Origin of the sequence: Inquilinus sp. YAF38, from assembly GCF_052113205.1 — a bacterium.
Lineage (GTDB): Bacteria > Pseudomonadota > Alphaproteobacteria > DSM-16000 > Inquilinaceae > Inquilinus.
Window position 1 is genome coordinate 1 of record NZ_JBFRCU010000029.1, and the last position, 22,453, is coordinate 22,453.

Genomic DNA, 22,453 nt, shown 5'->3' on the forward strand with positions numbered 1-22,453 from the left:
GAGGAATGGCGCCGCTGGGCCACCGGAGGAATGGCGCCGCTGGGCCACCGGCTGGCCCGGCACGCCGTGCCCGGCCCGGCCGTCCGGCAGCGAGGCGCAGATCCGGGCCGAGCGGACCCGGCGCCGGGACGCCGCCGTCGCCGTGGTCGAGCGGGCCTTCCCCGAGATCGACCCGGCCCGGATCCCAGGGATCAGGGCCGGGCTGGCGGTCCGGCTGCAAGAGGCCGACGTGGTCGAATGGCTCGACACCGAGACCGCCTTCACCGTCGGCCGCCGTCTCTGCCGCTCTCTCGGCATCGACCCCTATCTCTGCTACGACCGCCCGGACATCGCCGACACCGGATGACCGGCCGATCGGTTGGGCCAGTGCCACCCCCCTCACCCGAAATCGCTGCGCGATTTCGACCTCTCCCCGGGGGAGAGGTATCGGAGCGCCGCACCTTTTTCCCTCTCCTCGGGGAGAGGGAGGGGCCCGTCGCGTTGGCGACGGGAGGGTGAGGGGCCGGCCGCGCCGCTGCAGAGCCCTGCGCCGGCCACGACGCTCCGAGGAATTCTGCCGGCCCGGCCTCAGAGACCGTTTGGAAATGCGCTGGCGTGAGTCGGCTGGCGGTGGTGTCGAGAACCGGCGCGCAGCGGACGTTGGTCCGTGAGCACCGGAAGCGGAGAAACCGCCGTCAGACGGCCGCGCCAGTAGCATTACCAAGCGGTCTCTACCCCGCCGTCAGCTCCGACCAGCGGCGGGCGAGGTAATTGTGCTCGTCCATCACCGTGTTCCACACGGCGATGCGGCTGGCGCGGCGCCAATAGGAGCCGCCGGAGCGCACCGCGCCGGCCTTCACCGCGACGCGCCCGTCGGTGCCCTCCAGGTCCTTGGCCGCCGGCTTGCCCTCGTACCAGTAATCCCACTCGGCCGGGTCCAGGAACGGGCGCACCCGCTTGGGGATCGACATGTAGTAGCCCTGCCGGGCCATCACCGCGCCGGGCCAGCCGGACAGCCACCAGTTCAGATAGGCGTAGGCGACGTCCAGCGCCCGGCCGGACAGGGGGGCGGCGATGCACAAGCCGCCATGCCAGGCACGATAGCCCTCGCGCGGCGCCGCCTCGCGCACCGGCACGCCCAGGCCGGACAGGGCGACCGCGGCCGGGGCCCAGCTGCTCTGGATCGCCGCACGGTGGTCGACCATCAGCCGCTTGGCGTCGGCCATGGTCTGCCAGAAGCCGCAGAAATGGCCCTGCCGCTTGCGCGCGACCAGCAGGTCGATCAACCGGTCGATCTCAGCCAGCGTCATGTTGCCGATATCGGCAAAGCTGGCCTCGCCGCGCGCCTGCGCCGCCAGCGCCGCGTCGAACACGCCGATCGCCGGCTCGTCGACCAGCGCGACCCGGCCGTGCCAGCGCTCGTCCAGCAGCCAGCCCCAGCTCTCGGTCTCATAGGGCTGACCGGGCGGCACCACCGTCGGGTCATAGGCGAAGGCGTCGACATTGTGCACCGCCGGCAGCATGCTGATCTGGCGGGACGGCTGGGCCCCGAGCGACCGGTCGGGCTGGACGTACAGCTTCTTCACCGGCGCGTCGCCGCGGCCGATCATGGCGTCGGCGCTCAACCGCCCGGTCTTGGTCAGGTCGTTGACCTCGCCCCAGTGGGTGATGCGGGCGGTGTCGATCGGCTGAATCGCCTTCCAGAACCAGACGATGTCGAGGCTGTGGAAGCACTGGTCGTAGATGTCGAAGGCGCCCGGCTGGGTCGCCGCCTTCTGCTGCGCGCCCAGGAAATCCAGCGTCTCGTAGCCGATGGTGATGCCCAGATCGGCCTCGGCCCGTTCGCGGATGCCGTCGAGCAGCGTGATCTCGGTGCCGAGCACGCGCAGATGCGGCCGGCCCTCGGTGTGCACCGCCGGTTTGCTCAACACGATATCGGCTGCGTCCGCGGCCATGGTCCGTCCCCCGGGCGAAGTCGTATTAGAAGCGGATTTGCCGGCGGCTGGCCAGTGCGGCGGAGGGTCCGCGGATCATGCTGCGACAGGGGCGGTCTCGGCGAAGGCGGCCTGGAACGCGGCGAAGGACCGCTCGATCTCGGCCCGGGCGATGCCGCGGGTGATGAACACCAGCCGCGATCGCCGATCCGCGTCCGGCCAGGCATCGAGATGGCTCGGCGCGTGCACGATGTGCTGCGCGCCCTGGACCACGACCGGGGTGTCGGTGCCGGCGACGCGCAGCAGCCCCTTGACCCGCAGCACGTCGTCGCCGCGGCTGTGCAGCAGCAGGGTCAGCCACAGGCCGAACACGGTCCAGTCGACCCGGTCCTCGACCTCCAGCACGAAGGCGGCGATGTCCGGGCCGTGGCGGTTGACGTCATGGCCATGATGGTGCTCGGCGCCGGTCCGGCGCGCCAGGTCGAACCAGCGGCGGATCTCGGCCGGCTTGGTGGCGGGGTCGAAGGCGTCGCCGCCGACCAGCGCCTCGGCCGGCGGCGGGGCGTTGGCGGAGCGCCACAGCGGCACCGCCGGGTTGATCGCTTTCAGCCGCGCCTCCAGCGCCGCCACTGCCTCGGGCGCCGCCAGGTCGGTCTTGGTCACCAGGATGCGGTCGGCCACCGCCGCCTGCTTCGCCGCCTCGGGCTGGCGGTCCAGCTGCGCCAGGCCGTTCACCGCATCGACCGTGGCGATGACGTTGCCCAGGCGGAAATGATGGCGGATCACCGGCTCGCTCATCACCGTCGCCAGCACCGGGATCGGGTCGGCCAGGCCGGTGGTCTCGACGATCAGCCGGCCGAAGGCGGGGATGGTGCCGGCCTCGCGCCGATCGTACAGGCCGCGGATGGCGCGGCCCAGGTCGCCGCGGATGGTGCAGCAGATGCAGCCGCTCTGCATCAGCACCACATCCTCGTCCACCGCCTGCAGCAGGTGGTGGTCCAGCCCGACCTCGCCGAACTCGTTGATCAGCACGGCGCAGCCGGCGAAGCCCGGGTCGGCCAGGATGTGGCGCAGCAGCGTGGTCTTGCCGCTGCCCAGGAAGCCGGTCAGCACGTTAACCGGGATCATCGCCCAACCCCGGCGATGCGGTCGAGCAGGGCGGGGTCGAGCGGGTCGATGGTCCGGCCCCGCATCCGTGCCGCCGCCGCCCACACCGCCGGCAGCGCGTCGACGATCTCGCGCTGGCCGGTCGGGCCGCTCAGCACGAAGGCGCTGCCCTGCCAGTCGTCCAGCCGCAGCCCGAACAGGGTCAGGATCCGGTTGGCGGCGGCGGCGCGGTGCAGCCGCTCGGCCCGGCGGGTGCGGCCGGCGCCGAACACCTCCGGCCGGGCGGATTCCGCCGTCCAGTGCTCCTCGCCGCCGAGCACGCCGCACACGCCGCACATGGTGACTTGCTCCTTATGATCTATCGGAACCCAATCCCAAGACTGTCATGCCCGTCCTCGGACTTGATCCGAGGATTGACCCGGGCATCCAGAGGATGTCGACGCTCTCTGGATTGCCGGGTCAAGCCCGGCAATGACAATAGAAGAGAAATATCTTCAGAATTACTTCTTCCTCGGCGACCTTTTGGCGAAGTCGTCGGCCATCTCGTCCATGGTGACGAAGCGCACGCCGGGGTGGCGGATCATGTGGTTGTACAGCCGCTCCAGCATCAGCAGCACCTGCGGCCGCCCGGCGACGTCCGGGTGGATGGTGATCGGGAACACGGCATAGTCGCATTCACGGTAGACCCAGTCGAACTGGTCGCGCCACATCTCCTCGATGTGCCGCGGATTGACGAAGCCGTGGCTGTTCGGCGACTTCTTGATGAACATCATCGGCGGCAGGTCGTCGAGATACCAGCTGGCCGGGATCTCGATCAGGTCGGTCTCGACGCCGCGCTTCAGCGGCACCATCCATTCGCTCGGCTTCTTGGCGAAGTCGATCTTGGTCCAGCTGTCGCCGACCCGCACATAGTAGGGCTCGAAGTCCTTGTGCATCAGCGAGTGGTCGTACTTGATGCCCTTCTTCAGCAGCAGCTCGTTGCTGACCTGGCTGAACTCCCACCATGGGGCGACATAGCCGGTCGGCCGGCGGCCGGACAGCTGGGTCACCAGCTCGATGCACTTGTCGAGGACCTCCTCCTCCTGCGCCGGGGTCATGGCGATCGGGTTCTCGTGGCTGTAGCCGTGGATGCCGATCTCGTGCCCGGCCTCGGCCACCGCCTGCATCTGCTCCGGGAAGGTCTCGATCGAATGGCCGGGGATGAACCAGGTGGTCTTGATGCCCAGCCGGTCGAACAGCTTGAGCAGGCGCGGGCTGCCGACCTCGCCGGAGAACAGGCCGCGCGAGATATCGTCCGGCGAATCCTCGCCGCCATAGGAGCCGAGCCACCCGGCCACCGCGTCGACATCGACGCCGAAGCCGCACAGGATCTCTTTCGCCATTAGGAATTCCTCCTCTTGCTGGGCTGCGCCGTCACGCGGCCGCCCGGATCACCGTCGCCTCGCCGGGCTGCCAGCCGAGCACGACCTCCTCGCCCGACCAGCCGGCGGCGTATTTGTCGACATGACTCTCGACCCCGATCTCGCGCCCGTCCGACAGGCCGATGGTCAGGTGCAGCGCATGGCCGGTGACGGCCTGGCCGATCAGCCGGCCGGGCAGGGTGTCGCCGCGCCCGGCCAGCGCCGCGCCCTGGGCGGCGCCGACCACGTCGATCGCCTCGGACGGCACCACCACCGCGGCGGCGTCGCCGACCTTCAGCGTCGGGTCGTTCAGCGTGCCGTGCAGCGGGCCGAAGCCGGTGACGACCCGGGCCACGGCGCCGTCCCGCGCCTCCAGCCGGCCCGGCAGCACGGTATTGCGGCCGATGAAGCGGGCCACGAACTCGGTCTGCGGCCGGCGGTAGATCTCCTCGGGCGGGCTGATCTGCTCCACCCGGCCGCGATTCATCACCACGATCCGGTCCGACAGCGCCAGCGCCTCGGACTGGGCATGGGTGACGAAGACGAAGGTGATGCCGATATTCCGCTGCAGCAGCTTCAGCTCGGCCTGGATCGACTTGCGCAGATTGGCGTCGAGCGCGCCCAGCGGCTCGTCCAGCAGCAGGATGTCGGGCTCGACCACCAGGCCGCGGGCCAGGGCGGTGCGCTGGCGCTGGCCGCCGGACAGGCCGGCGCTGCGGCGGTCGGCGATGTCGGTCAGGTCCAAGACCTGCATCATCCGGTCGGCCTTGGCCCTTCGCTCCGCCGCCGGCAGGCCCTTCACCCTCAGGCCGTATTCGATGTTCTGGCGCACGGTCATGTGCGGGAACAGGGCGAAGTTCTGGAAGATGGTCGAGGTCGGGCGGCGCTCGGGCGGCAGGTCGTTGATCCGCCGCCCGCGCACCAGGACGTCGCCGGCGCTGATGTCCTCGAAGCCGGCGATCATCCGCAGCGTCGTGGTCTTGCCGCAGCCCGAGGGGCCGACGAAGGAGATGAACTCCCCCTTCGCCGCGCGCAGGTCGAAATCGATCACCGCCGGCGTGCCGTCCGGATAGGTCTTGCCAACGCCGGCGAGCTCGAGATCGTAGGTCACTGTGCGTCCCCTCGGTCTGCCGTCCGTCTCATGCCGTCGAGCCTATGAAATGATCGTCATCCCCGCGAAAGCGGGGATCTCGTTGCGCTAGGGCCGGATAGAGATTCCCGCTTTCGCGGGAATGACGATGTGAAAAGAGAGGATTGTGATGGAACCGTCTCATCATCGGCTCTTCGGCCTCAGGCGTTCAGGAACTCGTCCCATTTCTGGGTCACGTGGTCGTACTGGTCCGGCCACTGGTGCCAGTAGGCGACTTGGGCGGCGCGGGTGGCCAGCGATCCGCCGTCGCGCAGGTCGCCCTCCTTGATGCCGCGGTCGGGCGCGCCGACCCAGGGCTTGCCCTCGTACCAGAAGCCGTATTTCTCCGGCGCCATCACCGACTGGATGTTGGTGGTGGGGGAGTAGTAGCCCTGCTCCGACACCGTGATCGCCGGCGGGCCGGACAGCCAGTAATCGGCATAGGCCGACACCGCCGCCTGGTTCGGCGAGCTGGCGATCAGCGACACGCCGATGGCCCAGGCGCGATAGCCCTCCTTCGGCACGGCGTATTTGCAGGGCTTGCCCTGCGCCTTCACCGCCATCACCGCCGGCTGCCAGGCGTCGCACACCACCATCTCGCCCGAGGCCATCAGGTTCACCAGCTCGCCGAAATCGCCCCACAGGGCGCGGAACTGGCCCTCCTTCTTCTTCGACACCAGGAACTTCATCGCCTCGTCGATCTCGGCCTCGCTCGGGTTGCCGGGGTTGGCGACCTGCGACAGGCCCAGCGAGTTCATCGCCATGATGGCCTGGCCCAGCGCGATCAGCGGGTCGGTGTTCAGGCCGGACCGGCCCTTGAACTTCGGGTCGAAGATCGCGGTCCAGGTGTTGGCCTCCTCGTCGGACAGCACCGACGGGTTGAAGCCGATCGAATCGTAATTGTAGACCGCCGGCACCATCCACAGCTCGGTCTGCGCCTCGTCCTTCCAGATCTGGCCGACGATCTGGGCGCCGCGCGGCCATTTCGGGTCCGGCTTGGTGAAGGTGTCGCGGATGTTGGCCCAGTTCTTCAGGCCCGAGGCCGGGATGGCGGTGACGTTGTCGGTCTGCACCACCGAGGGCAGCCGCTCGCCGATCACCTCCCAGCAATCATAGTCGGTGGCGCCGGACAGGATCTTGGTCTGGGCGTCGGGGAAGGTCGCCGCCGTGCCCTGGGTGCTGCCGACGCCGGAGGCGGTCTTGAAATCGGCCAGGATGCGGTCCTGCACCGTGACCGACAGGCCGATGGTGCGCAGCTGCTCCTTGGCCAGGGCGCCGGCCTGGGCATAGGCGCGGCTAGAGTTGAGGAAGGGCGTGCCGCCGCCCATCGCCAGGGCGGTGGCGCCGATCGTGCCCTGCAGGATCTGCCTGCGGCTCAGATGCGGAAACTGTGCCATGTGTGCTCTCCCGTTATCGTGAAAACCACCCGAAACCGGCCCTTCTCAACGGGGCCGCCAACACGTCGTGCTCAGTACCGTCCGACCAAGAGGCCGCCATCGACGACGATGGTCTGGCCGGTGATGTAGCGGGCCGCCGGCGAGGCCAGGAACAGCGCCACATCGGCGATGTCGTCCGGCTCGCCGACCCGGCCCATGGGGATGAACGCCGCCGCCTTCTCCAGCCCTTCGGGGCCCAGCGAATGCTCGCGCGACAGGGCCTGGGCGGTGCGGATGTAGCCGGGGGCGATGCCGTTGACGCGGATGCCGCTGCGCGCCAGCTCCACCGCCAGGCCGCGCACCAGCCCGACCACGCCGGATTTGGCGGCGGAATAGTGGACGTGCTCGTCCCAGCCATAGGCGACGCCCATGATCGAGGACAGGGCGACGATGGCGCCCTGGCCGCGGGTGCGCATGCCGGGCAAAGCGGCGCGGACCACGCGGAAGATGCCCTTCAGGTCGACGTCGAAGGTGTGGTCCCACTTGGCGTCGGTCATCTGCGACAGCGGCACGCGGTGGGCGATGCCGGCATTGGCGACCAGCGCATCCAGCGCGCCGTGCCGGGCCTCGACATCGGCGACCACGGCGTTGACCCGCTCGGTGTCGGTGACGTCGAGATGCTGGAACTCGCCGCTGCCGCCGGCATCGCCGATCGCCTTGGCGGTGGCGCGGCCCTCGGCCTCCAGCACGTCGGTCACGACCACATGGTGGCCGGCGCCGGCGAAGGCCAGGGCCGTGGCCCGGCCGATGCCGATGCCGCCGCCCGTGATCAGGGCAACCTTGCGGGTCATCATTCCTCCTACAGCATCACGTCGCCGGAATTGGGCCCCAGCGTCTGGCCGACATAGATCCCGGCGGCGGGGGAGGCGAGGAAGGCCACGGTCTCGGCCACATCCTCCGGCGCGCCGAAGCGGCCGAGCGGCAGCTGCGCCTTCTTCGCCGCCCGCCACTCCGCGGACAAAGCGCGCACCAGCTCGGTCTCGATCGGGCCGGGCGCCACCGCGTTGACGCGCACGCCGCGGGCGCTGACCTCGCGCGCCAGTGCCTTGGTCAGGCCGATGATCCCGGCCTTGGCGGCGCTGTAATGCACCAGGTCGACGCCGCCGATCTGGCCCAGCTGCGAGGCGATGTTGACGATCACGCCGTCGCCGGCCGCCAGCATCGCCGGCAGTGCGGCGCGGCAGCACAGGAAGGTGCCGCGCAGATGCACCGCGATCATCCGGTCCCAGTCGGCCACCGCCAGTTCCTCGAACGGCGACTGGTGGACATGGCCGGCATTGTTGACCAGCAGCGTGCAGTCGCCGAACGCGTCACGCCCGGCGGCGAAGATCCGGTCCACGGCCTCGGCGTCGGAAACATCGGCCCCGACCGCCTCGGCCCGCCCGCCGGCCGCGCGCAGGGTCGCGGCCACCGCTTCGGCCCGGTCGGCATGCAGGTCGGCGATCAGCACGGCGGCGCCCGCGCCCGCCAGCCGTTCCGCGATCGCCTTGCCGATGCCGCTGGCGGCGCCGGTGACGATGGCGGTGTGGTCGGCCAGCGCCCTCATCGCAGCTCCTCCTGGATCGCCATGCGCTTGGCCCGGCGGACCGACAGCGCCATCAGCACCCCGTAGACGGTGAGGAGGGCGAAGGAGAACAGGGTGGTCAGCACCCCGAAGGCGAAGATGTTCGGATGGATCTCGACCGAGAAGGTGCCGTAGATCGTCAGCGGCAGGGTCTGGCCGCCGCCGGCGGTGAACAGGGTGCGCGGGAACTCGTCGTAGCTCAGGGTGAAAGCGAACAGCATCGCGCTCAACACGCCCGGGAAGATCAGCGGGAAGGTGATCTTGCGGAAGGTGCGGATCGGGCTGACGCCCAGGCTCCAGGACGCCTCCTCGATCGACCGGTCGAAGCGGTTGAAGATCGCCAGCATGACCAGGAAGGCGAAGGGGAAGGTGTAGACCACATGGGTGACGAAGGACGTCCCCCACCACGCCCGGGGGATGCCCAGCTCGTTGGCGACCAGGGCGACGCCCAGCCCGACCAGCACCCCCGGCACCATCATGCCCAGCACGATCAGGTAGAACACGATGCCGGAACCGCGGAAGCGCGACCGGAAGGCCTGGGCCGACAGGGTGCCCAGCACCGTGGCCACCACCATGGTCATGAAGGCGAGGGTCAGGGACCGGACCAGCGCGTCGCCGATCGCCAGCGGCGCCACGCGCGACGGCGGCGCCCAGCCGAACAGATGCTGGTACCAGTAGGTCGACCACTCGATGATCGGGAATTGCGGCCCGCCCTCGGGCCCGGACTGGAAGCTCAGCGTCGCCAGCACCGCCAGCGGCCCGTACAGGAACACGATGAACAACGCCGTGAAGGCCATCAGCGCGGTGCGGAGAAGCGGCTGCCCCTGCATGGCCTACAGCTCCTTCCGCAGATCGACCAGGCGCAGCAGGCCGGCGATCACGATGCCCATCACCACGGTCAGGATCACGCCGACCACCGCGGCGAAGGCCCATTTCAGCGAACCCACCTGGGTGACGATGATGTTGCCCAGCAGATTGACCTTGCGGCCGGACAGGGCGGCGGCGGTGGCGAACTCGCCCAGCACCATGACCGAGACGAAGATCGCGCCGACGATCACGCCGGGCAGGCTCAAGGGCAGGATCACGGTGCGGAAGATCCGGCCGGTGCCGGCACCCAGGTCGCGCGCCGCCTCGATCAGGCTCGGCTCGATCCGCGACAGCATGAAGGCGATCGGCCCGACCATGAACACGACATAGATCTGGGTCATGCCGATGACGACGCTGAGCTCGGTGAACAGCAGGCCGGCCACCGGCTCCGACACCACGCCCAGCTTCATCAGCAGGATGTTGACCGCACCCTCGGTGCCCAGCATCGGACGCCAGGCCAGCACCCGGATCAGGAACGAGGTCCAGAACGGCACGACGCAGACCACCAGCAGGATGGTCTGGACCGTCTTGTTGCGGACGAACAGACCGATATAGAGGGCCACCGGATAGCCCAGCGCCAGCGTCGTCGCCAGCACGATCAGCCAGATCCGGACCGTGGTCCACAAGGCCGACAGATAGGTCGAGGTGCCGAAGAAGGTGCCCCAGTTCTGCAGGGTCAGCGTCGGCTCGATGGTGAAGGTCTTCTGGGTCCAGAAGCTGACATAGACCATCATCGCGATCGGGACGACCAGGAAGGCGGTCATCCACAGGGCCCCCGGCGCCGCCAGCAGCGCCGCCACCCGCCGCCCGGTGCGCCGCCTTGGGATCGGGGCCGGTGCGGTCTCGGTCATGGTCTCCGCTCCGACGCTCATCGCCGCCCCTCGCGGAACACGAGGGCGTCCGCCGCCGGCCAGCGCAGCGCATAGCGGCGCCCGGCGTCGAAGCTCCCCGGCCGGCGGTGGCTCAGATGGTATTCGACCTCGACCGGCCGGCTGCCGGCGACGTCGAACAGATAGGTCACCCGGGCGCCGGAATACTCGCTGGCGATGAAGCGGCCGGGCAGGGCGGCCTCGCCCGGCGCCGCCGGATCCGTCTCCTCCGCGACCGTCACCTTGTCGGCGCGGATGCAGTAGGCGGCGGCGCCCGAAGCGGTGTCGCCCGGCAGCGGCAGGGCGGCCTCGGCGAAGCGGAAGGCGCCGTCGCCGACAATGCCCTCGAAGATGTTGTAGCAGTTCAGGAAGCGGGCGACCCGGACCGAGCCGGGCCGGTTGTACAGGGTCTGCGGCGGGCTGATCTCGGCGATCCGGCCATGGTCCAGCACGGCGGTGCGGTGGCCCATCGCCAGCGCCTCCTGCTCGTTGCCGGTGACATGCAGGAAGGTGCCGCCGAGCTGGGCCTGGATGCGCTTCAGCTCGATCATCATCCGCTCGCGCAGATTGGCGTCGAGGGCGCCCAGCGGCTCGTCCAGCAGCACGATCTTCGGGTCGGTGACCAGGGTGCGGGCCAGGGCGACGCGCTGCTTCTGGCCGCCGGAGATCTGGCTGACGGCGCGGCCGCCCAGGCCGGTCAGGCCCAGCAGCTCCAGCGCCTCGCCGACGCGGCGGCGGATCTCCGCCTCGTCCGCCACCGGGCCGCGGCTGCGGTGGCGCAGGCCGTAGGCGACGTTGTCGAAGACGGTCATGTGCGGGAACAGGGCGAAGCCCTGGAACACGAAGCCGATGCCGCGCTCATGCGCCGGCATCGACAGGATCGACCGGCCCTCCAGCCGCACATCGCCGTCATCCGGCGTCTCGAAGCCGGCGACGACCCGCAGCATGGTCGATTTGCCCGAGCCGCTGGGGCCGAGGATGGACAGGTACTCGCCCGCGCCGACCGCCAGCGACAGGTCGCTCAGCGCCGGCGCGCCGCCATAGGCCTTGGTGATGCCGCTCAGTTCCAGGAGCAGAGTCATGCGTCCCCGAATCTCCCAAGCCGTGCCCTGAGCCCCGCCATCCCGTCCGCGTCGTTCGGCGTCGCCGCTGCGCGGTTTCGATGCGAGGCTCGGGAAGCCTAGTCAAAAATGATTTTGGTATGCAATAGTCTTTTTGTGGTGACTGAAAGCTTCGCCATGTCGCGCGATTTGGTTCCTATCAGCCTCGAAAGGCCTGTCTGTCCAAGTTTCAGGCAGGCTCCGAGACCCAGTGTGGTGCTTTGGGTATGCGATAGTCATTTTCCTGGTGCTGTTGCCTGCGTGATGGGCAGCGGGCTCTTGCACCGGGGCGCCGCGGGGGCCATCAGAGGACAGGGATCACCGGGACGGGCGGAACGCTGCTGCAGGACATGACGGACACGGCGACGAACGCGTCCCCGCCGCGGCTCTACGAGATCGTCGAGCGTGCGCTGCGGTCGTCGATCGGCGCCGGGCGGCTGCCGGCCGGGCTGGTGCTGCTGGAGGGCCCGATCGCCGAGGTCTTCCAGACCAGCCGCGCCCCGGTGCAGCGGGCGCTGGCGCGGCTGGAGGCGGACGGGCTGATCCACCGCTTCGAGGGCCGCGGCTATCTGGTCGGGGCGGCCGGCGTTGCGCCTTTGCGCGCCGACATCCGCGGGTTCGGCCTGGACGCGGCGGAGGAGATCGACGAGGCGCAGCAGTCCCGCGCCTCGTGGGAGCGGATCTACGCAACCGCCGAGCGCCAGATCGCCTCCTGCCTGGTGTTCGGCCGCTACCGCATCGTCGAGGCGGAGATGGCCGACCATTTCGGCGTCAGCCGGACCGTGGTGCGCGATGTGCTGGGCCGGCTGCAGGAGCGCGGGCTGATCGAGAAGAACGCCAGCTCGCACTGGATCGCCGGACCGCTGACCGCCCGGGCGATCCGCGAACTCTATGAGATGCGCCGGCTGCTTGAGCCGCCGGCCCTGGTCAGCGCTGCGCCGTCGCTGCCGCATGGCGAGGTCGAGGCGATGCTGGACCGGCTGCGCCGGGCCGAGGCGGCAGGGCCGCGGCCGCCGCCGGAGACCATGGATTCGATCGAGGACGACCTGCATGTCCGCTGCGTGCTGGCGACGCCGAACGCTCGGCTGGCCGACGCGCTGCGCCACAACCAGCTGCCGCTGCTGGCCACCCACGCCTTCACCCGCTCGCTCGGCATCGCCGACGACCAGCCGATCCTGACCGAGCACCGCCTGGTGCTGGAACTGCTGGCGCAAGAGGCCTGGCCGGCCGCCGCGGCGGTGCTGGAGACGCATTTGCAGGCAGCGGAGCGCCGCGCCGTCGCCCGGCTGAAGACGTTGGCGGTGATCCCGGTCCCGGCCAACCTGGCGCCGTATCTGACGAAGACGTCGGAGCATGGGTAGGGGGTGTTCACCCCTCGCCGTCATTGCGAGGAGGCGAAGCCGACGAAGCAATCCAGGGGCCACGGCAAACGGCCCTGGATTGCTTCGCTTCGCTCGCAATGACGATCAGGGAATTCTGAAAGGGGTCTGCAATCCCTCGCCCCTATCCCGCCTCCGGCCGGAACTCCGCCTCCAGGCCGCGCAGCAGGTCGAGCAGGCGGCGGCGGAAATGCTCGGCGAAGCGGTCGGCGGCGCGGGAGCGGGGCTGGCCGGCGGCGAAGGCCAGGCCGAACTCGTTCCACAGCAGCGGCCGGAACGGGCGGATGGCGATCGGCAGGTCGCGGAAATGGCTGGCCATCAGCGCGTTGACGATGGTCACCCCCAGCCCCTGCGCGGCGAAGGCGCAGGCCGAGCCGACCGAATGGGTCTCCACCCGCACCTGCGGCCGGAAATGGACCCGCCGGAACATCTGGTCCATCTCCGCTCGCGCCGGTCGCTGCCGGCCCAGCAGCACCAGCGGCTCACCCTCCAGATCCTCGACCGACACCACCGCCTTCTCCGCCAGCCGGTGCCCCTTCGGCATGACGCAGACGCTGGTGGTGCGGGCGATGGCGATGGTGTCCATCCCGGCCTCGCCGGTCGGCAGTCGGACGAAGCCGAGATCGGCCTGGCGCGTCAGCACCGCGCGCTCGGTCTCGTGATAGGCGCCGGACAGGATCTCCAGCGCGACATTGCCATGGTCGCGCAGGAACTCCTCGACGATCAGCGGCAGGATGGTCTGCGACATGCTGTGCGGCACGCCGATGCGCAGCAGGATCTGGTCGGAATTGCCGGTCCGCAGCGCCTCCGCCACATGCTGCACCCGCTGCACCCCGTCGACCGCGTCTTCGACCGAATCGAGCAGGCCGACCGCCTCCGGCGTCGGGATCAGCCGGCCCTTCTCGCGGGCGAACAGCTCCAGCCCCAGCTCGGCCTCCAGCTGGGTCAGCAGGCGGCTGACCGCCGATTGCGACAGGCCCAGCCGGGCCGCCGCGGCGGTGGTGGAGCCGCTGCGCATGATCGCCTTGAAGGCCTCGAGCTGCTTGACGTTCATGCCGGCAGCGCCGATATCCGCGACACGAAGCATCGGTCCGGGCCGCCGCCGCGCATGAAATGCGCATAGCCCGATGCGGATTCCGCATCATGTTGCGGGCTGTTCTCTCCCACGCCTAACGTCCCCCTCGCCACGCCGGTCCGCCCGGCTCGGCCCATCATAAGCGAAGCAGGGACGCAGATGCGGGATTCGCGCGCCGGGACGCCAAGCCGGCCATGACCGTCTTCATCATCCGCCGGCTGGTGCAGAGCGGCTTCGTGCTGCTGGTCACCTCGATCCTCGTCTTCCTCGGCGTCTACGCCATCGGCAACCCGATCGAGATTCTGGTGCCGGCCGACGCCTCGCAGGCCGAGATCGCCCAGGCGGTGCAGTCGCTCGGCCTCGACCAGCCGCTGTGGCGGCAGTATCTGACCTTCCTCGGCAACGCGCTGCATGGCGATCTCGGCCGGTCCTTCGTCTTCAACCAGCCCTCGATCAGCCTGATCTTCGAGCGGCTGCCGGCCACGCTGGAGCTGGCCTTCATCGCCCTGCTGCTGTCGCTGGTGGTCGGCATCCCGCTCGGCGTGCTGTCGGGGCTGAAGGCCGGCAGCGGCTTCGACCGCACGGTGATGACCGGCTCGATCCTCGGCTTCAGCCTGCCCAACTTCTGGCAGGGCATGATGCTGATCATGATCTTCTCGGTCATGCTCGGCTGGCTGCCCTCGACCGGCCGCGGCGCCACCGGCGAGGTGCTGGGCCTGCACACCAGCCTCGCCAGCTGGGACGGGCTGACTCACCTGATCCTGCCGGCGATCAACCTGTCGCTGTTCAACGTCTCGCTGATCATCCGCCTGACCCGCAGCGGCATGCGCGAGACCCTGCCGCTCGACTTCGTCAAGTTCGCCCGGGCCAAGGGGCTGTCCGAGCGGCGGGTGATCTTCGTGCATGTGCTGAAGACCATCCTGATCCCGATCGTCACCGTCATCGGCATGGAGTTCGGGTCGCTGATCGCCTTCGCCACGGTGACCGAGACCATCTTCGCCTGGCCCGGCGTCGGCAAGCTGATCATCGACAGCATCATGCGGCTCGATAGGCCGGTGATCGTTGCCTACCTGCTGATCGTGGTCGCCATGTTCATCGTCATCAACCTGGTGGTCGACATCCTGTACTCGGTGCTCGACCCCCGCGTCCGGCTGTCCGACGCATGAGCGACATCGCCACCCCGAAGGTCCGCCGGCCGCTGCTCGGCGACGGCATCCTGGCCCAGGCGCTGCGCGGCATCCTGGATAGCAAGGCCGCGACTCTCGCCGCCATCGCCTGCCTGATCCTGGTCGCAGTCGCCTTGTTCGCGCCCTGGATCGCGCCGCAGGACCCCTACGACCTCGCCTCGCTCAGCATCATGGACGGCCGCCTGCCGCCGGGCAGCGAGAGCATGGACGGCTGGACCTACTGGCTGGGCACCGACGCCCAGGGCCGCGACATGGTCTCGGCGATGCTGTACGGGCTGCGCACCAGCCTGAGCGTGGGCGTGCTGTCCGGAATCTTCGCCCTGGCCGTCGGCACCACGCTCGGCCTCGTCGCCGCCTATTTCGGCGGCAAGATCGACACGCTGGTGATGCGCGTCGTCGACCTGATGCTGGGCTTCCCCACCATCCTGGTCGCGCTGATGATGCTGGCCGTGCTGGGGCAGGGGGTGGGCAAGGTCATCCTGGCCCTGGTCGTCGTGCAATGGGCCTATTTCGCCCGCGCCGTCCGCGCCGCGGCGCTGGTCGAGCGCGGCAAGGAGTATGTCGAGGCGGCGCAGTGCCTGGGCTTGAGCAAGGCGCGCATCCTGTTCAGCCATCTGCTGCCGAACTGCCTGCCGCCGGTGATCGTGATCGGCACTATCCAGGTGGCGCATGCCATCGCGGCCGAGGCGACGCTGAGCTTCCTCGGCATCGGCCTGCCGATCACCGAGCCGTCGCTGGGCCTGCTGATCGCCAATGGCTACCAGGTGCTGCTGGCCGGGCTGTACTGGATCAGCGTGTTCCCGGGCCTGCTGCTGCTGGCGCTGATCTTCTCGATCAACATCGTCGGCGACCGCCTGCGCGAAGCGCTGAACCCTCGGCTGCAGAAGTGAGGGCCCGGAGATGACGGTGCCCACGCTCAGCGTCGAGAACCTGCAGACGCATTTCTTTACCAAGGCCGGGGTGGTGCGCGCCGTCGACGGCGTGTCTTTCCGGGTCGACCGCGGCGAGATCCTGGGGCTGGTCGGCGAATCCGGTTCCGGCAAGTCGATCACCGGCTTCTCCATCCTCGGCCTGGTCGATCCGCCGGGCCGGGTGGTCGGCGGCCGCATCCTGTTCAAGGGCGAGGACCTGGCGGCGCTGCCGGCGGAGCGGCTGCGGCAGCTGCGCGGCAACCGCATCGCCATGATCTTCCAGGACCCGATGATGACCCTGAACCCGGTCCTGCGGGTCGAGACCCAGATGGTCGAGACCATCCAGGCGCATGAGCGAGTGTCGCGGGCCGAGGCCGTGGCGCGCTGCCGCGACGCACTGGGCCGGGTCGGCATCCCGTCGCCGGAGGAGCGGATGCGCGCCTACCCGCACCAGTTCTCCGGCGGCATGCGCCAGCGCGTGGCGATCGCCATCGCCCTGCTGCACAAGCCCGATCTGATCATCGCCGACGAGCCGACCACGGCGCTGGACGTCACCATCCAAGCCCAGATCCTGGCCCAGGTGCAGACTCTGTGCCGCGAGACCGGCACGGCGCTGATCTGGGTCAGCCACGACCTCGCCGTGGTCGCCGCGTTGGCCGATCGGATCTGCGTCATGTATGCCGGAAAGGTGGTCGAGACCGGCACGGTCGACGAGGTGATCGACCGGCCGGCGCATCCCTACACCATCGGGCTGATCGGCTCGGTGCCCGGCGACCGGCCGCGCGGCGCGGCCCTGTTCCAGATCCCCGGCATGGCGCCGTCGCCGCTGTCGCTTCCCGAGGGTTGCGCCTTCCGCCCGCGTTGCGGCCACTCGACCGAGGCCTGCCTGGCGGCGCCGGAGACGACCCGGCGGGGCGACCGCGCCTTCCGCTGCTTCCACCCGCAGTTGGAGGAGCGCGCATGACCCCGCTGATCGAGGCCGCCGGCCTGGGCAAGCGCTTCAGCAAGCGGCTGGACTATGCCGAGAAGGCGGCGCGCTTCCTGGGCGCCAGGGTCGAGGAGCGGACGGTGCACGCCGTCGACGCGGTCGACCTCGCCATCGCCCCGGGCGAGGTGCTGGGGCTGGTCGGCGAATCCGGCTGCGGCAAGTCCACGCTGGGCCGGATGATGGCCGGCATCCTGCCGAAGAGCGACGGCGCGATCCGCTGGCGCGGCCGGGATGTCGACGGGCTGGCCGGCGACGCGGCGCACGACGCCCGGCTGAAGGCGCAGATGATCTTCCAGGACCCCTTCGCCTCGCTGAATCCGCGCAAGCGGGTGCGCGACATCATCGGCGAGGCGCCGCGGGTGCACGGGCTGGTGCGCCGGCGCGAGGCCGACGGCTACGTCCAGGAAGTGATGCGCCGGGTCGGGCTGGACCCCGCCTATCGCGATCGCTTCCCGCACCAGTTCTCCGGCGGCCAGCGCCAGCGCATCGGCATCGCCCGGGCCCTGGCGGTGAAGCCGGATTTCCTGGTCTGCGACGAATCCATCGCCGCGCTCGACGTCTCGATCCAGGCGCAGATCCTGAACCTGTTCCTGGAGCTGCGGCAGGACCTGGGCCTGACCTATCTGTTCATCAGCCACGACCTCGGCGTGGTCGAGCATATCAGCGACCGGGTGGTGATCATGTATCTCGGCCGGGTGGTCGAGACCGCCGCGACCGCCGAGCTGTTCGACCGGCCGCTGCACCCCTACACCGTGGCCCTGCTGAACGAGGTGCCGCGGCTGAGCAACCGCAAGCGCAAGTTCGAGACGATCAAGGGCGAGATCCCATCGCCGCTGCAACCACCCAGCGGCTGCCACTTCCACCCACGCTGCCCGATGGCCACCGACCGCTGCCGCACGGAGCGGCCGTCGCTGCGCCCGGTCGCGCCCGGCCACCAGGCCGCCTGCCACCTGATCTGAGGCGCCGAACGCGCCCGAAACCGAACAGAGGAGAGCGAGATGATGCGGACGCCGGCATGGATGAAGCAGAGAAACGCGTTGCCTCTCCCGCTTGCGGGAGAGGTCGGAGCCGCGTTGGCGGCTCCGGGTGAGGGGAGTTTGTCGAGGCCCGGGCCAGCCCTCACCCGGTCGTCCTGCGGACGCCCGACCTCTCCCGCCACGCGGGAGAGGCAACGCAAAGATGGCCGGCTGTTTCACACGATGGCCTTGGCTCTGGCGCTCTGCTGCACCGGCTTCGGCACCGCCCAGGCCGCCGACCTGACCATCGGCACGGCGACCGAACCCTCCGCCATCGACCCGCAATTCTCGCGCACCGGCAACAACCAGTCGATCTCGCAGCACATGTTCGACCGGCTGGTGCAGACCGACGAGAACCTGCAGGTGCAGCCGGCGCTGGCCCTGTCCTGGACCTCGGTCGACCCGACGACCTGGGAGGTCAAGCTGCGCCCCGGCGTCAAGTTCAGCGACGGCTCCGACCTGACGGCCGAGGACGTGATCTTCTCGCTCGACCGCGCCAAATCGGTGCCGAACAGCCCGGCCCCGTTCACCGGCGCGGTCGGCAGCATCGCCGGGATGACCGTGGTCGACCCGCTGACCATCCGCTTCACCACCAAGGCGCCGACGCCGCAATTCATCGAGCAGGTCGGCCTCGTCTACATCGTCTCGAAGAAGGCGTCGGACGGGAAGGCGACCAGCGACTTCAACTCAGGCGCCGCCGCCATCGGCACCGGGCCGTACGTGTTCAAGCAATGGGTGCCGGGCGACCGGCTGGTGCTGGCACCGAACCCGCATTACTGGGGCGACAAGCCGGCCTTCGACAACGTCACCATCAAGTTCATCTCGAACGACGCGGCGCGGATGGCGGCGCTGCTGTCCGGGTCGGTCGACCTGATCGACGGCGTGCCGCCGAACGACGTGGCCACGGTCGAGAGCAGCGGCAAGGCCAAGGTCTATTCCACCACCTCCGGCCGGCTGATCTACCTGGCGCTGGATTCGGCGCGGGACCAGAGCCCGTTCGTCACCGGCAAGGACGGCCAGCCTTTGGCGGCCAACCCGCTGAAGGACAAGCGGGTGCGCCTCGCCGTGTCCAAGCTGATCAACCGCGACCTGATCATCCAGCGCCTGCTGAACGGCTCCGGCACCGCGGCCGGGCAGATCGTGCCGGAAGGGCTGGGCGGCTATGCGGCCGATGTGAAGCCCGAGGCCTATGACGCCGCCGGCGCCAAGGCGCTGCTGGCGGAGGCCGGCTATGGCGACGGCTTCGGGCTGACGGTGCATTCCTCGAACGACCGCTTCGCCGGCGACGCCGACATCGCCCAGGCGATCGGCCAGATGCTGGCGCGCGGCGGCCTCAAGATCAACGGCGTGGTCACCCAGCCCTACAATGTCTATGCCGGCGCCGCCTCGAAGCAGGAATACAGCGCCTTCATCTTCAGCTTCGGCAACAGCAACAGCAATTCGGCCAACGCCCTCACCAATGTGCTGGCGACCTATGACAAGGAGGCCGGCAAGGGCGCCTTCAACCGCGCCCGCTATTCGAACCCGGAGTTCGACGCGGTGCTGAAGCAGGCGCTGGCGGAGTTCGACGAGGCCAAGCGCAACCAGCTGCTGGAGCAGGCGGCGCGGATCGGCTTCGGCGATGTCGGCATCGTGCCGCTGTATTTCCCGACCGTGCACTGGGCGGCGCGCAACGGCATCACCTACCGCGCCAACAAGAACGAATGGACCCTGGCCACCTATGCGGAGGCGGCCAAGTGAGCTCGGGCGAAGTGCTGCGCGACCGGATGGTCACCCTGCGCGACGGCGTGCGGCTGGCGACCGACGTGTACCTGCCGGCCGGCTATCGCATCGGCGTCGACGCACCGCTGCCGGCGATCCTGGAGCGCACGCCCTACGGCAAGACCGAGCTGTCGCGCTCCGAGATCGGGGTCGGCATGGACGGGCCGATGACCCGGCCGCAGGTGGCGGCGCATTTCGTCCGCGCCGGCTATGCCGTGGTCTACCAGGATTGTCGCGGCCGCCACGCCTCCGAGGGGGTGTTCACCAAATACACCTCCGAGGGGCCGGACGGCTTCGACACGGTCGCCTGGATCACGGCCCAGCCCTGGTCGAACGGCAAGGTCGGCACCATGGGCCTGTCCTACGCCGCGCACACCCAGTTCGCGCTGGCCTGCCTGAACCCGCCGGGCCTGGCCTGCATGGTGGTGGATTCCGGCGGCTTTTCGAACTCCTACCAGTGCGGCATCCGCCAGGGCGGTGCCTTCGAGCTGAAGCAGGCGACCTGGGCCTTCAGCCAGGCCAAGGAAAGCCCGGCGGCGCTGGCCGACCCCAAGGTGATGGCGGCGCTGGAGGCCGAGGACATCCGCGCCTGGTTCGCCGCCATGCCCTGGCGGCCCGGCCATTCGCCGGTGCGCGCCGTGCCGGAGTATGAGGCCTATTTGTTCGAGCAATGGACCAGCGGGTCCTTCGGCGACTACTGGAAGCAGCTCGGCATCTATGCCGAGGGGTATTACGACCGCTTCCCGGACGTGCCGATGGTGCTGATGTCCAGCTGGTACGATGCCTATGTCCGCACCACGATGGAGAACTACGGCGCTCTCAGCGGCCGTACCGCGCCGGTGCAGCTGATCATGGGGCCGTGGCTGCACGGCAACCGCAACACCACCTTCAGCGGCGACACCGAGTTCGGGCCGGCGGCGACGATCGACGGCAACGTCACCGCAAGCTGGCTCGACTTCCGCCGGCGCTGGTTCGACCGTTGGCTGAAGGGCGAGGGCAACGGCGCCGAGGCGGAGCCGGCGGCGCGGCTGTTCCTGATGGGCGGCGGCAGCGGCCGGCGCACGGCAGAGGGCCGGCTGGACCATGGCGGGCGCTGGATCGCGGCGCCGGACTGGCCGCTGCCCGGCACCGCCTTCACCGACTACCATTTGCACGAAGACGGCCGGCTGGATCCGGCGGTGCCGGAAGCGGCGGAGGCGTCGATCGCCTACCAGTCCGACCCGGCCGATCCGGTGCCGACCATCGGCGGGTCGCTGACCTCCGGCCAGCCGGTGTTCGAGGGCGGCGGCTTCGACCAGACCGAGGGCGACCGCTTCTTCGGCAGCCGCCGGCCCGGCCTGCCGCTCTCCGCCCGCCCCGACGTGGTGGTGTTCGAGACCGAGCCTTTGGCCGAGGACCTGGCGGTGATCGGGCCGATCGAGGTCCGGCTGTTCGTCTCCTCCGACGCGCCGGACACGGACTTCACCGCCAAGCTGATCGACGTGCATCCGCCGACCGCGGACGACCCGAAGGGCTTCGCGTTGAACCTGACCGACGGCATCCTGCGCTGCCGCTACCGCGACAGCTGGGAGAACCCGTCGCCGCTGGAGCCGGGCCGGGTCTACGCCATCACCATCGAGCCTTTCGCCACCGCCAACCTGTTCAAGGCCGGCCACCGGATCCGGCTCGACATCGCCTCCAGCAACTTCCCGAAATACGATGTCAACCCGAACAGCGGCGAGCCGGAGGGCACGGGCCGGCTGAAGCGGGTGGCGACCAACCGCATCCATCTCGACCGCAGCCACCCGTCGCGGATCGTGCTGCCGGTGGTGCCGGTGGAGAGCCTGGTCTCCCTGCCCAAGCCCGGGTGACCGGCCTCAGGCGACCGGGACGACGTCGACCTTCACGGTCAGGGCCTGCGACCCGGCGCCGAGGATGACGCCGTCGATTGGCGACACGTCGGCATAGTCGCGGCCGCTCGCCAGGACGATGTGGTCGTTCTCGACCAGCACCGCATTGGTCGGGTCGAAGCCGAGCCAGCCGAACTCCTCGCCGCACCAGGCCGTCACCCAGGCATGGGTGGCGTCCGCCCCCTCCAGCCGCTTCTTGCCGGGCGGGGGCAGGGTGCGCAGATAGCCGCTGACATAGGCGGCCGGCAGGCCGACGCCGCGCAGGCAGGCGATCATGATGTGGGCGAAGTCCTGGCACACGCCGCGGCGGGCCTCGAAGGCCTCGATCAGCGGGGTCGAGACCGCGGTCGCCTTCGGGTCGTAGGTGAAGTCGGCCTTGATCCGGCGCATCAGCTCGGTGGCGGCCTCCAGGATCGGTCGGCCGGGCGGGAAGCTGGCATGGGCATAGGCCGACAGCGGCCCGAGGATCGGCACCAGCCGGCTCGGATACAGATGATGGGCGGGGGAGGACGGGGCCAGCGACGCGGCGGCGAAGGCGCGCTCGCGCACCTCCTCCCAGGGCCGGCTGGCCTGGCGCAGCAGGTCGCCGGTGTCGCGCGTCACCTCGACTCGCGACCGGGCGTCGACCCGCAGCTCGCGATGCGCCGCCTCGATGGTGACGGTGACGACGTCGTTGCCGAAGAAGCTGCGCCGCGCCGCAGAGGCGGCCGGCACCGGCCGCACCTCGATCGCCCGCGACAGCACGCGCTGCTCCGGCCGGTCGCTGGGCAGCAGGCGCAGGACGCAGCGGGCGAAGCTGACCGGCGTCTCATAGGCGTAGGTCGAGAGGTGACGGATGTCGTAGATCATGCTGGAGAGCCGC

21 protein-coding genes are annotated in these 22,453 nt (G+C 69.7%); 8 read left to right on the forward strand and 13 right to left on the reverse strand.

Features of this window, described 5'->3' with window-relative positions; genetic code table 11:
• Positions 1–346, forward strand: a 346-nt coding sequence (locus AB4Z01_RS15185; protein WP_441694927.1) for a hypothetical protein, incomplete at its 5' end; no start/stop codon positions are given.
• A 364-nt stretch (positions 347–710) separates the two neighbouring features.
• Here the strand turns inward: AB4Z01_RS15185 and AB4Z01_RS15190 are convergent.
• From AB4Z01_RS15190 to AB4Z01_RS15240, 11 genes are all read right to left on the reverse strand, one after another.
• Positions 711–1,934 carry an ABC transporter substrate-binding protein gene (locus AB4Z01_RS15190; protein WP_441694928.1) on the reverse strand — a complete coding sequence of 408 codons (1,224 nt, stop codon included), beginning with the start codon at positions 1,932–1,934 and terminating at the stop codon, positions 711–713.
• Between the two features lie 75 nt (positions 1,935–2,009).
• Positions 2,010–3,041 carry a CobW family GTP-binding protein gene (locus tag AB4Z01_RS15195; RefSeq protein WP_441694930.1) on the reverse strand — a complete coding sequence of 344 codons (1,032 nt, stop codon included), beginning with the start codon at positions 3,039–3,041 and terminating at the stop codon, positions 2,010–2,012.
• Entirely contained in the window at positions 3,038–3,358 is a 321-nt protein-coding gene (locus tag AB4Z01_RS15200) for a hypothetical protein (RefSeq protein ID WP_441694932.1), read from the reverse strand. The genes AB4Z01_RS15195 and AB4Z01_RS15200 overlap by 4 nt, the downstream gene beginning before the upstream one ends.
• Before the next feature lie 162 nt (positions 3,359–3,520).
• Complete coding sequence (locus tag AB4Z01_RS15205; protein ID WP_441694934.1) at positions 3,521–4,402, reverse strand: polysaccharide deacetylase family protein; 882 nt, start codon at positions 4,400–4,402, stop codon at positions 3,521–3,523.
• Between the two features lie 31 nt (positions 4,403–4,433).
• Positions 4,434–5,531 carry an ABC transporter ATP-binding protein gene (locus tag AB4Z01_RS15210; RefSeq protein ID WP_441694936.1) on the reverse strand — a complete coding sequence of 366 codons (1,098 nt, stop codon included), beginning with the start codon at positions 5,529–5,531 and terminating at the stop codon, positions 4,434–4,436.
• A gap of 179 nt (positions 5,532–5,710) precedes the next feature.
• Positions 5,711–6,946: an ABC transporter substrate-binding protein gene (locus tag AB4Z01_RS15215; protein WP_441694938.1), complete on the reverse strand. Its 1,236-nt coding sequence runs from the start codon at positions 6,944–6,946 to the stop codon at positions 5,711–5,713.
• A 71-nt stretch (positions 6,947–7,017) separates the two neighbouring features.
• Complete coding sequence (locus AB4Z01_RS15220) at positions 7,018–7,776, reverse strand: SDR family NAD(P)-dependent oxidoreductase (RefSeq protein WP_441694939.1); 759 nt, start codon at positions 7,774–7,776, stop codon at positions 7,018–7,020.
• Between the two features lie 8 nt (positions 7,777–7,784).
• Entirely contained in the window at positions 7,785–8,531 is a 747-nt protein-coding gene (locus AB4Z01_RS15225) for an SDR family NAD(P)-dependent oxidoreductase (protein ID WP_441694941.1), read from the reverse strand.
• Positions 8,528–9,379: an ABC transporter permease gene (locus AB4Z01_RS15230; protein ID WP_441694942.1), complete on the reverse strand. Its 852-nt coding sequence runs from the start codon at positions 9,377–9,379 to the stop codon at positions 8,528–8,530. The genes AB4Z01_RS15225 and AB4Z01_RS15230 overlap by 4 nt, the downstream gene beginning before the upstream one ends.
• Before the next feature lie 3 nt (positions 9,380–9,382).
• Positions 9,383–10,267, reverse strand: a complete 885-nt coding sequence (locus tag AB4Z01_RS15235) for an ABC transporter permease (protein WP_441694944.1) — start codon at positions 10,265–10,267, stop codon at positions 9,383–9,385.
• A gap of 17 nt (positions 10,268–10,284) precedes the next feature.
• Positions 10,285–11,367, reverse strand: a complete 1,083-nt coding sequence (locus AB4Z01_RS15240) for an ABC transporter ATP-binding protein (RefSeq protein ID WP_441694946.1) — start codon at positions 11,365–11,367, stop codon at positions 10,285–10,287.
• Positions 11,368–11,735: 368 nt separating this feature from the next.
• Here AB4Z01_RS15240 and AB4Z01_RS15245 point away from each other — a divergent pair, with 368 nt between their 5' ends.
• Positions 11,736–12,746: a GntR family transcriptional regulator gene (locus tag AB4Z01_RS15245; protein ID WP_441694947.1), complete on the forward strand. Its 1,011-nt coding sequence runs from the start codon at positions 11,736–11,738 to the stop codon at positions 12,744–12,746.
• A 142-nt stretch (positions 12,747–12,888) separates the two neighbouring features.
• Here AB4Z01_RS15245 and AB4Z01_RS15250 read toward each other — a convergent pair whose 3' ends face one another.
• Positions 12,889–13,851 carry a LysR family transcriptional regulator gene (locus tag AB4Z01_RS15250; RefSeq protein ID WP_441694949.1) on the reverse strand — a complete coding sequence of 321 codons (963 nt, stop codon included), beginning with the start codon at positions 13,849–13,851 and terminating at the stop codon, positions 12,889–12,891.
• Positions 13,852–14,033: 182 nt separating this feature from the next.
• On the opposite strand from AB4Z01_RS15250, the gene AB4Z01_RS15255 reads away from it, so the two are divergent.
• From AB4Z01_RS15255 to AB4Z01_RS15280, 6 genes are all read left to right on the forward strand, one after another.
• Positions 14,034–15,005, forward strand: a complete 972-nt coding sequence (locus AB4Z01_RS15255) for an ABC transporter permease (protein WP_441694951.1) — start codon at positions 14,034–14,036, stop codon at positions 15,003–15,005.
• Positions 15,002–15,916 carry an ABC transporter permease gene (locus AB4Z01_RS15260; RefSeq protein ID WP_441694952.1) on the forward strand — a complete coding sequence of 305 codons (915 nt, stop codon included), beginning with the start codon at positions 15,002–15,004 and terminating at the stop codon, positions 15,914–15,916. Before AB4Z01_RS15255 ends, AB4Z01_RS15260 begins: the two co-directional genes overlap by 4 nt.
• A 10-nt stretch (positions 15,917–15,926) precedes the next feature.
• The gene (locus AB4Z01_RS15265) at positions 15,927–16,901 is read left to right on the forward strand and encodes an ABC transporter ATP-binding protein (protein WP_441694954.1); all 975 of its coding nucleotides are present in this window, start codon (positions 15,927–15,929) and stop codon (positions 16,899–16,901) included.
• Positions 16,898–17,884, forward strand: a complete 987-nt coding sequence (locus AB4Z01_RS15270) for an ABC transporter ATP-binding protein (protein WP_441694955.1) — start codon at positions 16,898–16,900, stop codon at positions 17,882–17,884. The genes AB4Z01_RS15265 and AB4Z01_RS15270 overlap by 4 nt, the downstream gene beginning before the upstream one ends.
• A 240-nt stretch (positions 17,885–18,124) precedes the next feature.
• Positions 18,125–19,681 carry an ABC transporter substrate-binding protein gene (locus AB4Z01_RS15275; protein ID WP_441694957.1) on the forward strand — a complete coding sequence of 519 codons (1,557 nt, stop codon included), beginning with the start codon at positions 18,125–18,127 and terminating at the stop codon, positions 19,679–19,681.
• Complete coding sequence (locus AB4Z01_RS15280; RefSeq protein WP_441694959.1) at positions 19,678–21,552, forward strand: CocE/NonD family hydrolase; 1,875 nt, start codon at positions 19,678–19,680, stop codon at positions 21,550–21,552. The genes AB4Z01_RS15275 and AB4Z01_RS15280 overlap by 4 nt, the downstream gene beginning before the upstream one ends.
• 6 nt (positions 21,553–21,558) lie before the next feature.
• Here AB4Z01_RS15280 and AB4Z01_RS15285 read toward each other — a convergent pair whose 3' ends face one another.
• Positions 21,559–22,440, reverse strand: a complete 882-nt coding sequence (locus AB4Z01_RS15285) for a transglutaminase family protein (RefSeq protein ID WP_441694961.1) — start codon at positions 22,438–22,440, stop codon at positions 21,559–21,561.
• Between the last annotated feature and the right edge of the window lie 13 nt (positions 22,441–22,453).

Excerpts from the sequence above, each read along its gene's own strand:
- AB4Z01_RS15190 (WP_441694928.1), bottom strand. The coding sequence starts at position 1,934 with ATGGCCGCGGACGCAGCCGATATCGTGTTGAGCAAACCGGCGGTGCAC.
- AB4Z01_RS15195 (WP_441694930.1), bottom strand. The coding sequence starts at position 3,041 with ATGATCCCGGTTAACGTGCTGACCGGCTTCCTGGGCAGCGGCAAGACC.
- AB4Z01_RS15200 (WP_441694932.1), bottom strand. The coding sequence starts at position 3,358 with ATGTGCGGCGTGTGCGGCGTGCTCGGCGGCGAGGAGCACTGGACGGCG.
- AB4Z01_RS15205 (WP_441694934.1), bottom strand. The coding sequence starts at position 4,402 with ATGGCGAAAGAGATCCTGTGCGGCTTCGGCGTCGATGTCGACGCGGTG.
- AB4Z01_RS15215 (WP_441694938.1), bottom strand. The coding sequence starts at position 6,946 with ATGGCACAGTTTCCGCATCTGAGCCGCAGGCAGATCCTGCAGGGCACG.
- AB4Z01_RS15220 (WP_441694939.1), bottom strand. The coding sequence starts at position 7,776 with ATGACCCGCAAGGTTGCCCTGATCACGGGCGGCGGCATCGGCATCGGC.
- AB4Z01_RS15225 (WP_441694941.1), bottom strand. The coding sequence starts at position 8,531 with ATGAGGGCGCTGGCCGACCACACCGCCATCGTCACCGGCGCCGCCAGC.
- AB4Z01_RS15230 (WP_441694942.1), bottom strand. The coding sequence starts at position 9,379 with ATGCAGGGGCAGCCGCTTCTCCGCACCGCGCTGATGGCCTTCACGGCG.
- AB4Z01_RS15235 (WP_441694944.1), bottom strand. The coding sequence starts at position 10,267 with ATGACCGAGACCGCACCGGCCCCGATCCCAAGGCGGCGCACCGGGCGG.
- AB4Z01_RS15240 (WP_441694946.1), bottom strand. The coding sequence starts at position 11,367 with ATGACTCTGCTCCTGGAACTGAGCGGCATCACCAAGGCCTATGGCGGC.
- AB4Z01_RS15245 (WP_441694947.1), top strand. The coding sequence starts at position 11,736 with ATGACGGACACGGCGACGAACGCGTCCCCGCCGCGGCTCTACGAGATC.
- AB4Z01_RS15250 (WP_441694949.1), bottom strand. The coding sequence starts at position 13,851 with ATGCTTCGTGTCGCGGATATCGGCGCTGCCGGCATGAACGTCAAGCAG.
- AB4Z01_RS15255 (WP_441694951.1), top strand. The coding sequence starts at position 14,034 with ATGACCGTCTTCATCATCCGCCGGCTGGTGCAGAGCGGCTTCGTGCTG.
- AB4Z01_RS15260 (WP_441694952.1), top strand. The coding sequence starts at position 15,002 with ATGAGCGACATCGCCACCCCGAAGGTCCGCCGGCCGCTGCTCGGCGAC.
- AB4Z01_RS15265 (WP_441694954.1), top strand. The coding sequence starts at position 15,927 with ATGACGGTGCCCACGCTCAGCGTCGAGAACCTGCAGACGCATTTCTTT.
- AB4Z01_RS15270 (WP_441694955.1), top strand. The coding sequence starts at position 16,898 with ATGACCCCGCTGATCGAGGCCGCCGGCCTGGGCAAGCGCTTCAGCAAG.
- AB4Z01_RS15275 (WP_441694957.1), top strand. The coding sequence starts at position 18,125 with ATGGCCTTGGCTCTGGCGCTCTGCTGCACCGGCTTCGGCACCGCCCAG.
- AB4Z01_RS15285 (WP_441694961.1), bottom strand. The coding sequence starts at position 22,440 with ATGATCTACGACATCCGTCACCTCTCGACCTACGCCTATGAGACGCCG.